The sequence below is a fragment of the Hyalangium minutum genome (assembly GCF_000737315.1).
GTDB lineage: Bacteria > Myxococcota > Myxococcia > Myxococcales > Myxococcaceae > Hyalangium > Hyalangium minutum.
The window spans coordinates 290,522-302,714 of the sequence record NZ_JMCB01000005.1; the positions used below are offsets into that span (position 1 = coordinate 290,522).

Annotated in this window: 8 protein-coding genes; 3 read left to right on the plus strand and 5 right to left on the minus strand. The window is 68.5% G+C overall.

The window, feature by feature from the left end; genetic code table 11:
* Nucleotides 1–84: 84 nt before the first annotated feature.
* From DB31_RS14755 to DB31_RS14770, 4 genes are all read right to left on the minus strand, one after another.
* Nucleotides 85–795 (minus strand): expansin EXLX1 family cellulose-binding protein, encoded by a 711-nt coding sequence (locus DB31_RS14755; protein ID WP_044187801.1) that lies wholly within the window; start codon nt 793–795, stop codon nt 85–87.
* A 105-nt stretch (nt 796–900) separates the two neighbouring features.
* Nucleotides 901–1,617: an expansin EXLX1 family cellulose-binding protein gene (locus DB31_RS14760; RefSeq protein ID WP_044187803.1), complete on the minus strand. Its 717-nt coding sequence runs from the start codon at nt 1,615–1,617 to the stop codon at nt 901–903.
* A gap of 155 nt (nt 1,618–1,772) precedes the next feature.
* Entirely contained in the window at nt 1,773–6,569 is a 4,797-nt protein-coding gene (locus DB31_RS14765; protein WP_240486698.1) for a translocation/assembly module TamB domain-containing protein, read from the minus strand.
* Between the two features lie 68 nt (nt 6,570–6,637).
* Nucleotides 6,638–8,743: a BamA/TamA family outer membrane protein gene (locus tag DB31_RS14770; RefSeq protein WP_052419969.1), complete on the minus strand. Its 2,106-nt coding sequence runs from the start codon at nt 8,741–8,743 to the stop codon at nt 6,638–6,640.
* Between the two features lie 166 nt (nt 8,744–8,909).
* Here DB31_RS14770 and DB31_RS14775 point away from each other — a divergent pair, with 166 nt between their 5' ends.
* Entirely contained in the window at nt 8,910–9,212 is a 303-nt protein-coding gene (locus DB31_RS14775; RefSeq protein ID WP_044187807.1) for a hypothetical protein, read from the plus strand.
* On the opposite strand, the gene DB31_RS14780 is transcribed toward DB31_RS14775, so the two are convergent.
* Nucleotides 9,213–10,988, minus strand: coding sequence for a 4-alpha-glucanotransferase (locus DB31_RS14780; protein ID WP_240486699.1), 1,776 nt, complete (start codon nt 10,986–10,988; stop codon nt 9,213–9,215).
* On the opposite strand from DB31_RS14780, the gene DB31_RS14785 reads away from it, so the two are divergent.
* Together DB31_RS14785 and DB31_RS14790 are read left to right on the plus strand one after the other, a co-directional pair.
* Nucleotides 10,920–11,498, plus strand: coding sequence for a DNA-3-methyladenine glycosylase (locus DB31_RS14785; protein WP_044187810.1), 579 nt, complete (start codon nt 10,920–10,922; stop codon nt 11,496–11,498). The genes DB31_RS14780 and DB31_RS14785 overlap by 69 nt on opposite strands.
* Before the next feature lie 35 nt (nt 11,499–11,533).
* The gene (locus DB31_RS14790) at nt 11,534–12,166 is read left to right on the plus strand and encodes an RNA polymerase sigma factor (RefSeq protein ID WP_044187812.1); all 633 of its coding nucleotides are present in this window, start codon (nt 11,534–11,536) and stop codon (nt 12,164–12,166) included.
* Nucleotides 12,167–12,193: the final 27 nt, after the last annotated feature.

A 12,193-nucleotide genomic window follows, 5' to 3' on the forward strand; every position in this document is an offset into this window, starting at 1 on the left:
GGTGCCTACATGTACACTCCATGTAGGCATTCCAGATCGACATTTCGATCAATAGGTGCCTGAGTCACCTGAATTCCGGGCTGATCATTTCATCCCGAACTGGGCGGCGCCGGGGATGAGGGTGGCGGAGAGGACCTCGGGCAGGGTGTCCTCGAGCTGCTGGCCGTCCGATGCCGTGACGCGCACGCGGATGGGGCCAGCGCCCATGCCGGGCTGCACGAAGTAGTTATAGGAGGTGCGGGGGATGTCGGTCCAAGCGCCGTCCTTCATCCACTCCAGCTTCTGGATGGGCAGCAGGTGGTTGCGCACCTGGATGGCGGCCCAGTACGGGTTGCTGTCCTCCTTGAAGCGGTACTGCACGGGGCCTGTCACCGGGCAGGTGACGTAGCGCCAGCGGAGGGTCGTCTGGAGGAAATCCGAGGCGCCCACCTGGTCGAACACGTGCTTGCTGAGGCCGACCTGCTCCGCCGCGCAGCTGTAGCAGCGGTCCACGACGCGGGCGACCACGGGCTTCTGGTTGGGGCCAACGACTTCGATGCAGGCCCCGCACATGAAGCCCTCGCCGTAGTCGCTGTCGTTCAGCGCGGCCAAGCTCAGGTCAGCCGGGCTCGCGTCGAAGTTGCAGTTGCCCGTGCCGTCCGTCTCGACGCGCGTGGCGACGGTGTCCTGCGGATCCGAGATGGGCTCGACAGGGACAGGGACTCCTTCTTCGGGAGTGGTACCAGAGCACGCCGCCAGGCTCAGCATTCCGGCGGCGATGAGCGCGGAAGGAAGGAGAACGTTCTCGCGTCGCATGAAGACTCCTGGGTGAGGGGGGCCTCAGGATACGCCCCCCTCGGTGTCTCATGCTGGACAGATCAGAACTCCTTGAAATCACGGAGAAACGAGGTGAAACATGTTTCACTGCAATGCGAACTGTTTCGCGCCGTTGAAGATCTGGTTCGCCTCGATTTCCGGCAGGGTGTCCACGAGCTGCTGGCCGTCCGTGGCGGTGAGGCGGAGCTGCACGGGGCCCTTGCCCATGCCGGAGGACGCGACGAAGTAGTTATAGGACTCGCGCTTCACCTCGACCCAGGAGCCGCTCTTCATCCACTCCAGCTTCTGGATGGGCAGCAGGTGGTTGCGCACCTGGATGGCGGCCCAGTCTGGGTTGCTGCCCTCCTTGATGCGGTAGCGCACGGGGCCCTGCACGGCGCAGCTGACGAGCCGCCAGCGCGTCTGCACGCGGCCCGCGTCGACGGGAGAGATCTTCGCGAAGGCCTCCTTGCTCAGGTCCAGGTGGCCGGCGGCGCACTCGGGGCAGCTGTCGGTGATGCGCACGCGCACGGTGCCCTGGGGGCCCTCCACCTCCGCGCACGCGCCGCACATCGCGCTGTTGTTGAACTCGGAGGCGTTCATCGCCGCCACGTCCATGTCGTTCGGGCTCTTGTCATAGCCGCAGTGGCCCGAGCCATCCGCGTAGTACCAGGTGGCGATTCCGTTCTTGAAGTCGGTCAGGCCTTTGACGCCGTCGATCACCTCTCCCTTGAAAGACTCCGAGGAGGAGCACGCCGCCAGGCCCAGCGTGCAGGCCAGAGCGGTGAGACAACGAAGAGAGGACAGAGAAGTGGCTCGCATGGAGAGGCTCCTTGACCCGTGGGTGCTTGCTCGGGTGGGCCTCGATCGTAACGGCCTTGGCGGGCTGCGTGCTCTCTTGCTTGCAGCCTGGCTGCTTGCCCGTTCGCCCCTGGGAGAAGAGTTCGGTGGCTCTGGAAAGCCGGGGGCGGTGGGGCTCAGTAATCCTTGCTCCAGATGAGGTCCAGACCGCCGGAGCGCGCATCGCCGTAGTTGGCTTCCAAGCTCCACTGAGGCGTGAACTGGTACTCGAAGCGGACGGCGTTGGCGTTCTCGCGGCTCTGCGCGCCGGTGGTGGTGCCCGTGGTGCCGACGCGGCCGGTGTAGCCCACGTAGATCTTGTCCGTGAGGTACTTGCCCACCTCGAGCTGCGTGCCCGCGAGCCCGTTCTCGCCGGCCTCGATGGAGAACACGTCCAGCGGCAGCTCGGCGGACAGCGCCTTCTGGGCCTGCGAGGCCACCAGTGAGCCCACCACCGAGGCGGCCTGGGCGCCCGTCATGGACGAGCCCGAGTTGCGCTCCAGGTTGCGGCGGCCCGTGGCCACCAGCGTGTAGATCTCCGTCTCGGACATGGGCGGCTCACTGGTGGGCTCGATGGTGAAGTCCTTGCCCTGGCCGCGCACGTGGACGAAGACGGTGACGTTCTCGCGCTCGTTGACGTGCTGCGCGGTGACATTGAGGTAGGGCGACAGCGGCGGGCCGGTGAAGATGACGCGGCTGTTCTCCTCCACGTCGAAGCGGCGCCCGAGCGCGTTGACACGGCCGCGCTTCACGATGACCTCGCCGGACAAATAGAGGTCGTTCGTATAGGAGACCTCGAAGTCCTTGGAGAGCCCCAGCTCGATGTTCACGTCCGAGCCGCGCACCCAGAGGTTGCGCGGGGCGTTCACCAGGATGCGGTACGTGCGCTGGACCTCCTTCTCTGATTCGTCGACCTCGACCGCGTCCTCCACGCGCTGACCGGCGCCCGCGCCGCCGACCCCTGCACCGGGGGCCCGCGTATTGCCCGCGAAGGATGCATCGCCCGGAGACACCACGCCCTTGCTGGGAGGCTGGTTGGGAACCGTGTCCTTGCCCGACGTCTCAGCCGGCTTGGTGCCGTTGGCGGTGGCCGAGTTCGTGGGGGTGGCGCGCTTGCGGCGCTTCTCCACGGGGACGCCGTTGCGGACCAGGACGATGTCGGGAGCTCGCTCGAGCGGCTGGAGATCCTTGCGCGAGACTTCAGGCAGCTCGATGTGGGCCTCGGGAATGGCGAGGTTGTGGATGTTGACGCTGTCCAGGCTGAGGCTGCCCTCCAGGGTCGTGCGCAGCGAGGCGATGGCCACCAGCTGATCCTCGGAGATGATGGGGAACTCCTTGAGCTGGCCCTCGCCCTTCAGCGCGAAGGCGCCGCTCTTGGAGCGCACCGCGTTGGCGGTGAGGCGCAGCTCGCCGGAGCCGCCCCGGGCGAAGAGCTGCTGGAGGTCGATGCGCTCCTCCGTCACGCCGAGCGCCACCTGGATGTCGCGGTACTCGCCGAAGCCCATCAGCCCCAGCTTGCCGTTCTTCCAGTTCACGTTGCCCTTCAGCGTGGGCGCGCCCGAGGTGCCGGCGATGTGCGCGTCCGCCTCGAGCACGCCGCCCAGGCTGCGCACCATCTCATGCGCGCCGGAGAGGAAGGCCATGTCGAAGCCCTTGGCCACCACCGTCACGTCCAGCGGCACCTTCTCGGTGTCCAAGCCCTGCTGCACGGCGGGCAGGGACAGCTCCAGTGGGACGTCAGCGCGAACCGTCAGGGTGCCTCCAGCGGGCGCGGTGACGGTCGCGTTCAAGCCGGAGCGCGCTTTCGCATAGGTGTAGTGAACGTGGGCCTGGCCGAGCGCGAGCTTACCCACGCCGAGCTGCTGGGCGCCCAGGTCGAGCACGACCTCGGGCCTGTCAGGCGTGCCCCGGGCGGCCAGCTCCAGCGAGAGGACGCCCTGCAGCCCCTGGTCGCGCAGCGAGGGATTCGCCTGGGACAGGCCGAGCAGCTCCTTGATGTGCGTGGGGTGCAGGCGCGCCTTCACGTCGAAGGGCACCCAGCCGATGACGTCGGGATCCTGGATGGCGCCGAGCGGTGCATCGAGCGTGGCGCTCAGCTCCGCCAGCGGCGTGGCCTGGTCACCCTCGTACCGGAGCGTGGAGAGCTGCGCGCGGATGTCCTTGCTTCCACCCGCGAGCGTGAGGTGGGCGTCGAGCGGCGGCAGTCCGTTCGCGGTGACACGCCTGGCCTGCACGTCCACCTTGGCCTCGGGCACGAGGAAGGTGCCCGAGACGGCGAACGTCGCGGACAAGGTGCCGCCTGGCTTCTGGAGACCGCCCACCGCCGGAGGCGCCGCCTGGGCCGAGGCAGGCTGTGCGCCCTGAGCAGTCGGCACCGGCTGAAACTGGGACGCGGCGGCAACCAAGGCGAAGGGCAGCTCGGTGATGGCGCCTTCCACGTTGAGCTGGGCGCGCATGACCTCGTCCGCTGTGGGGGGCTTCGCCATCAGCCCGCCGAGCGTGAAGGGCGTCTGGAGCGTCACGTAGGCCTCCTGGCCCACGCCGATGAGGTTCAGGCGTGCGTCGAGCGTGCCATCCGAGGCATCCGACGCGGCGGTCAGCGTGAAGCCGAGGTCCTCGGGCAGCGTGCCCGCGGGCAGGGCCGCGTAGTTGAGCCGCTCGCCCTTCATCGTGAAGGAGAAGCGGGGATCGCGCGCGGGGCCGGAGACCTCGAGCGTCGCGGTGATGTCGCCGCTCACGGGCTCGGGGCGGCCGAGCATCTTCTGCACCTCGTCGATGCTCAGGCGCGAAAGGTTCACCTTGAGGCTCAGCTCATCCTTGCGGCGCTTGAGCACGCCCTGCACGGGCACGTCGAAGTCCGCGCTGATGTTGGCGGCCGGCACGTTCGCGGTGAGGGTGCCGGTGGCGCGGTCCTTCAGGTAGGTGGCCTTCACGTCCGCGTTGAGCTCCTTGTACGTCTGGAAGCGGCCGTCCTGGAGCTTCACGGAGAGCTCGGCGTCGGGGCGGGGCAGGAGGCCCTTGGCGCTCACGCGCGCGGAGACCGTGCCGCCCAGTCCGAGCGACTCGGGCACGAAAGCCCGGGGCAGCTTCGTCAGGTCCAGCGCGTCCGCCGTCACGAGTCCGTTGATGCGCTCGCCCTCCATCATCATCGCCACGGAGAGGCGCTGCGTGTCCGAGGCGAGCGTGAGGGCGGGCTTCACCTCCACGCGTCCACCGCCGAAGCCCACGTGGCTGGGGCCCTGGAGCGTCCAGGTGGCCTCGGGCCAGGCGAGGGTCATCGCGCTCAGTGCGAGTCCCTCCTGGTCCTGGTCCACGGTGCCCGCGAGCGAGAGGCTCATCACCACATCGCCCGCGGTGCGCACGTTGGCCTGCAGCGCCCGGTTCCGCGTGGCGATGGCGGCCGAGAGGTTCTGCAGGGTGCGCCCGCCCGTCTTCAGCTCATCCACCACGAGCGAGGCGTCCAGGATGAGCGGCTTGGTGACGTCCGGCAGCGCGGCCTTCAGGTTGAGGCCCTTGATCTGGTTGTCCTCGTAGCCCAGAGAGGCGAAGGAGCCCGAGAGCTCCACGCCGGGAGTGCGCAGCGGCCCCTCCACCTGGAAGTCCAGGCCTCCACTGCCATTCAGTGGGAGTGACGGGCCGGGGCCCAGCTTGCCCACCGTGTGCCCGAGCACCGCGAGATCCGACGCGCTCAGGCTGCCCTTCACCTGGACGCGGTCCACGGTGCCCTGGCCCTTCGCCTGCAGCGAGGCGCCTGGCATGAGCACCAGCAGGCGCGACAGCTCATAGCGGCCATTCTTGGCACTGGCGCGCAGCTCCACCGGCCCGAGCGGCTGTCCCTTGAACTTCGAGGGCGAGACGGTGAACTCCACCTCACCCTCCAGCGTCTCCAGGCTCTTGCCACCGCCGCGAGCGGTGAGGTTGGCGACGATGTTGGTGGGCGCTGCGTTCTCCACCAGCTCCGCGAGGTTGATGTCGCGGGCCCTCAGGGTGACGCCATCGCTGCGGAAGGTGGCGATGTTGAAGGAGCCATTCAAATCCATCGTGGCGCTGCCGACCTTCAGGTCCAGGCTGGTCCGGGCCACGTCTCCCTGCTTCTGGCCATTGCCCGCCACGGACACGGGCACCAGCAGCGGGTAGGAGGGCACGAAGGCACGCACCGTCTCCGGAGCGAGCGACAGCTGCTTCAGCTCCAGCCAGGCCTCATTCAGGTCGCGCATGCCGCCGCGAGCGTGCAGCTCGAGCCCCGCCACGGTGGCGTCCACGTCCGCGGAGAGGTTCAGATCCTCGCCCTGGCCGCGCAGGTTCAGTTTCACCGGCCCGGAGAGGGGACGGGAGAGGCCGCCGGTGGCCTCCAGCCGCGCGTTGAAGGCCTGCTTCGCCGCGCCATAGAAAGCACCGCCCGAGGCATCGAAGTCCTCCAGCCGCACCTGCTGCGGCGGGCCCTCGCCGGTGTCGCTCGTGAAGTCGACGTACCCATCCTCCAGCTGGAGGTCCTTGAGCGTGAGTCGCAGCGAGCCCCGGCCGGTGTCCGGTTCCTCGGGCTTGGGCTGCTTGGGCTCGATGGCGCGCTGGAGGTTGAGGCCCCGCTCGTCCTGCACGAGGTACAAGCGCGGGCGCTCCAGGCGCGCGGAGGTGATGACCACATGCTGCGCCGCCAGGGGAGCCAGGGAGAGGCGCGCGTCCACCAGCGCCACCTCGGCCACCAGCTCGCCCTCGGGCGTATAGAGCTTCACGTCCCGCAGGGTGAGCCCATTGGGGCTCAGGTCCACCGAGCCCGCTTCCAGCTTTCCGGAGAGCTGCTCGTTGGCAACCGTGAGGGCCTTGGCGAGCGTCCATCGCTCACCGGCGGGCGAGGTGAGCCAGGCCACCACCCCCACCACGGCCAGCAACACCAACACCCCGAGCCCCACCGTGCCCCAGACGATGCGCCGCACCCATCGTCGCCAGGGCGCATGCCGGGGCTTCGAGGGAGGGGGCGGGGGAGGTGTGGCAGCGGCTTCCGTCAAAACGCTTCTCCGATGGACAACTGGAACGTGCAGAGCCCTTCTGGGGCACCCGCGTACGTCGACTTCTTGCCTCCCAGGCCGAAGCAGGTCCCAGAGGCAGGATAGGTGTACCCGTCACCCTCGACCGGCAAGGGGGGGCCGACATTCAACCGGCGGGCGATGTCCACTCGGATAGGCCCCACGACGGTGAGGTAGCGCAACCCCAGGCCCACCGCGTGGTAGAGCCCGCTGTCGAAGGGGTTGATCTGGCGCGACGCCAGCGAGCCGCTGCCCACGAAGCCCGAGTCCAAGAAGGAGGCCAGTGCCAGGCTCTCGGTAATGCGGTAGCGCGCCTCCAAGGAGGACTCCCAGAGGCTGTTGCCGCCCACGGGCACGGTGCCGGCCTCGGGCCGGGAGGGATCCACGGCCACCTGGGGCGACAACCGCTGGCTGTTGAAGCCGCGCATGGACGAGCCGCCGCCCGAGAAGAAGCGGTTGACGATGGAGCTCTGCTTCTCTTTCGTCTGCTTGTTGGTGAAGGGCACCAGCGTGCCCAGGCGCAGCTTGCCGGCCAGGGTCAGCCGCTGCTGCAGCCCGAAGGAGCGGTAGTAGCGCAAGTCCGGCAGCAGCCGGATGTAGGTGAAGTCACCGAACAGCGGACCGCCACCGGCCTGGAGGGAGAACGCCGCGTAGTAGCCGTTGCGCGGCTCGAGCTTGTCGTCCCGCCGGTCCCATTGCACGGTGGTCTCCAAGTAGCTGAGCCGGATGGTGCACGGCTTGCCCGCTTCGGCGGAGGTCTTGTTGATGCAACCCAAGGTGATGGGAGGAATTCCCTGCTCGTTGGCGCCCACTTTTCCCGCCAGCTCGTACACCTCCAGGTTGTAGGCGGGGAACACGGACAGGTCCGGGTGCGGCTGCCAGATGACGCCGCTGCGCAGGCGCCCGCCGATGAAGGAGTACGCCTGCTCCAGGCCCTTCTCGCCCGACAGCGAGGCCTGGAGGCGCAAGTCTCGGAACACGAAGCGCGGCTGCTCGAACTCGGTGGTGGCGTCGAAGATGACGTCGCTCTTGGCGCCCTCATCGCCCCGGCTCACGCCATAGATGGAGGGCAGGAAGGCGTAGCCCACGCGGCCCTTCACCGTGAGGCGGCGCAGCCCGCCGAAGATGTTGCGGTTGGTCCACTCCGCCAGCAGACGGCCCTCCTGGCGCGCGGCATCCACACCGAGACCACCACCCAGGCGGATGGAGCGCAGCGGGGCCTCGCGCACGTCCACCACCACCGGCACCGTGGCGTTTGCTCGGTCCGGGGCGCCGCGGTTGACCTTCACCGCGCCGAACACACCCATGGCGAACACACGGGCCTGCGCCTCGGCGAGCCCCGTCTCGCTGTACCACTCGCCCTTGCGCACGGCGCCTTGGGCCTGCTCGATGATGCGCTTGGGCGCCACCTGCGGGTTGTTGTCCGTGGCGACGAAGATGTTGCCGAACTTGTAGCGAGGGCCCGGGTTCACCTCGAGGACGACCGCCGCCTGGTGCGTCACCACGTCCACCTGCGTCTCGCCGCCCACCTCCGCCTCGGCGTAGCCCAGCTCGCGCAGCCGCCCCTGGATGAGCTCCTTCACGCCCTCCCAGTTCTCCTCGCGGAAGATCTCCCCCGTCTTCAGCGGCAGCTCCGCCTTGACCCGCCGCTGGTGATCCTCGGGCAATGGGTCCAGCCCCCGCAGCTCCACCGTGGAGATGCGCGTGGGCTCGCCCTCGCGCACCTGAGCCACCAGCTTCACCGCCTCCTTGCCCTCCGGCTGGACCGTGTCGGAGATGACCTGGGCCTGGTAGTAGCCCTCGGCTTGGTAGAAGCGCTCGATGCGGCGCAGGTCCGCCTGCCACGCGTTGGGATCAAAGTAGGCGGGGCCCTTGTCAAAGGGCCACAGCGGCTCCCACCACGGCGTGTCCGCCGTGAGGATCTTCGCCTTGATGTCCCCTCCGCCGACCTGATCGGTTCCTTCGATCTTCAGGTCCTTCACCTCGAGGGCGTCGGGGCGCGGCTTGCCCGCGGCGCACGCGCAGGCCAGGGAGAGCAGGAGCAGGGGGGCAAACAGCCGGTGTCGGAAGAAGGCTACGTCCACGGGGGATGTACATAGTCATTCCCCTGAGGATTGACTCGTCCGCCGTGCACGGAAGAGGCCACTCTGTCGCGTTTCGCGAGCCCGAGCCCCTCTGGAAGGGCAGATCCCGGACACTTGGCGCCGTCAAGCGTGCAAGCAGGCGCGGCCTGCGCCAGAGTGACTCCATATGAACTGGAAAATGAGGGGGCTGCTCGGGGTGGCCCTGGCGGCAGTGCTCTCCTGTGGCCCTGGCAAGGACGACGCCATGCGCCTCAAGGAGGGCTCAAACCTGGATGACGTCGTGGAGTGCCCCTTCCTGCTGTGTTCCAACGTGGACGAGCTGTGCACGGAGCTGCTCTTCGAGTACGGCCGGTCGCCGCCGCTGTGCGTACCAGACAACATCTGCGAGCGGATGGACTGCCTGGAGGAGGGACGCCGCTGCGTCATCTTCGAGGGCATCCCCTTCGAGGCCCGCTGCATCAAGAAGTGACTAGCGCCGCGCGGAGGCGGTGAGCCACGACAGCCGCTCGGCGGCGCCGCGTGACTGCTCGTCCTTCAGCAAGTCCTCCACATCCTGGGTGATGCGGTAGGCCCAGTTGCTGTCGCTCATGGTGCCCGGCAGGTTGATGCGCTCGCGCGTGCCGAGGATGTCCTGCCAGGGCAGCACGCACAGGTTGCTGCTGGAGTTGAGCGCGGCGGCCAGCATGGCCCGGTGGATCTCCGGGGTGAACTCCTTCGTCACCGGGACGCCCTGGTACTCCGGCCACGCACGCGCCACGGCGGCGCGCTCATCGTCCCGGGCCGCATCCCACCAGTCCGCCATGGGCTCCGTGTCGTGGGTGCCTGTGGTCACCAGCGAGATGGGCGGGTACTGGTGCGGGTTGCGGTACGTGTTGTCGTCCCGTTCCCAGCGCATCACCCGGTAGCCGGGCAGCCCCAGGTCCGCGAGAATCCTTCGCACGAACGGCGGGATGACGCCCAGGTCCTCGGCGATGATGCCCGCGTCTTGCGACAGCAGGCGGAAGTGGCGCTCGCCGAACTTCTTGTGGCTCTCCTCGTCCGAGGGGATGAAGCGCCCGGTGGGCGTCTTCTCATCGCGGATCCACTGGCGGAAGTAGCCCACCGCGTGGTCCACCCGGCGCAAGTCGTAGTAGCTGGCCGCCTTCACCGCGCGGGCCTTGAGCCAGCGGTAGTCTTCCTTCTCCATGGCGGCGAAGTCGAAGTAGGGCAGGCCCCAGTCCTGGCCGGTGGCGGAGAAGTCATCCGGCGGCACACCCAGGCGTGCGTCCCGGCGCAGGATGTCCGGGTGCGCCCAGGTGTCCGCGCTGTCCTGGCCGATGATGAAGGGCTCGTCGCCGCACAGGAGGATGCCCCGGGCCTTGGCCTGGGCACGCACCTGGTTCCACTGCTGCTCGGCCACCCACTGCAGCCACGCGTGGTAGCGCACGCGCCGCTCCAGCCGCTGCCCCTCGGCCTTGAGCGCCTCGGGCTGCCGGTGCTTCAGCGGCTCCGGCCACTCCCACCACGCCCGGCGCTGCTGGTCCTCGGAGATGGCGGTGAACAGCGCGTAGCTCTCCAGCCACTCGCCCTGGGCCTCGCGCCACGCCTGGAACTCCTTCGCGCGGGCCGTCTTCGCGCCCCACTCGTGCCGGTCGAAGTGGTCGAACGCCCGGCCAAAGGCGGCGTCCTTGAGCGGGAACACCAAATCGTAGCGGACGCGGTGCGCCGCGCGGGCCTCGGCCAGCTGGCGCTTCTGCTCGTCGGAGAAGGCGCCCTCGCCGCCGGTGGCCTGGAACTCCGGCAGCTGGTGCACGTCGATGAAGAGCGGGTTGAGTCCGAAGGCGGAGCGCGTGGCGTAGGGGCTCGAGTCCCCAGGCGCCGTCGGCAGCAGGGGCAGGACCATCAGGATCTTCTGGCGGGCCTCATTCATCCAACGGAAGAGGCCCTCCATGGCGCCGAAGTTGCCAATGCCGAAGTCCGTGCGCGAGCGCAGGGAGAACACGGGGAGCAAGAGACCGGAGAGCCGGCCAGTAGGGAGCATGCGCGCAATCTGCCCCAGCCCCAGGCGCCTGTGAACTGTTTGGCGCAGGCGTCTTGCGCATCCGGGCGCTCGGATGCTCGTCTGGGGGTAGCCCTGGGGATAAAGCTCTGGGCAGCAGCCGTTGTACCCGAGGACAATTCCACTCCCCTGCCCCCTGTGCGCCTGCCCGAGTCCTTCTTCGCCCGCCCTGCGCTGACCGTTGCCCGAGAGCTGCTCGGCACCCACCTCGTCTTCGAGGAGGGGAGCCAGCGCCGTGTAGGCCGCATCGTCGAGACGGAGGCCTACATCGGTGAGCACGACCTGGCGTGCCACGCGGCCAAGGGTGTCACCCCTCGGACAGAGGTCATGTTCGGTCCACCGGGGCGCTCCTACGTCTATTTGATCTACGGCATGCACCGCTGCTTCAACATCGTCACCGACGCGCCCGGGGTGGGGGCGGCGGTGCTGGTGCGAGCCGTGGAGCCGGTGGAGGGCTTGGACCCCGGAGCCCGCACGGATGGACCGGGGCGCCTGTGCCGGGCCTTGGGGATCACCCTGGCCCACAATCGGTTGGATCTCCAGATAGCTTCACTCTATGTAGCGCCAGGTGAGCCTGTGCCGGAGGCGCAGGTGGCCCGAGGGCCGAGGATTGGCGTGGAGTACGCAGGGGCGTGGGCGGCGGAGCCGTTCCGGTTGTGGGTGAAGGACAGTCGGCACGTAAGCAAGCCCTCGTCGCGGGCGAGAGGCCGGCCTTGACGTCGGCCGCCATGGCTGGAAGGGTGCACCCCCACATGTCTCAAGAGGTCGCTACAGCCCCGGAGGATCGCCAGGAAGAGGACCGGCAGCTGCTGGCCCAGGCTCAAGCTGGCGACATGGCCGCCTTCGAGGCGCTGGTGGAGGCCCACCGGGACAAGGTGTTCGGCCTGGCGCTGCGGATGACGCGCTCCGAGGCGGACGCGGCGGAGATTACGCAGGACTCCTTCCTGTCGGCGTACCAACACCTCAAGGATTTCCGAGGGGATGCAGCGTTCGGCTCGTGGGTCCACCGCATTGCGGCAAACCACGCGCTGATGCGGCTGCGTCACCGCCGGGTCGTCCAGGCCGCCGAGGAGGAGATCAAGGGCCCGGAGTTCACCGAGCGGGGCTCCCTGGCGGAGTACCCGGAGCGGGACTGGAGCCGGGACGCGGAGGAGAAGGCCCTGGACGCGGAGCTGGGCCATGCCATCCAGCAAGCGTCTGAGCGGCTGCCCGAGGGCTACCGCGAGGTCTTTCTCTTGAAAGACGTGGAGGGCCTCAGTTACGAACAGATCTCCGAGCTGACGGGGGACTCTGTGCCGGCCATCAAGAGCCGGCTTCATCGGGCGCGGCTTGCTCTGCGAGAGGCCATCGACCAGTTCTATAACCAGGGCACGCTGCAGGAGTGAAACGCGTGGACGCCCTGGGCATCTTCG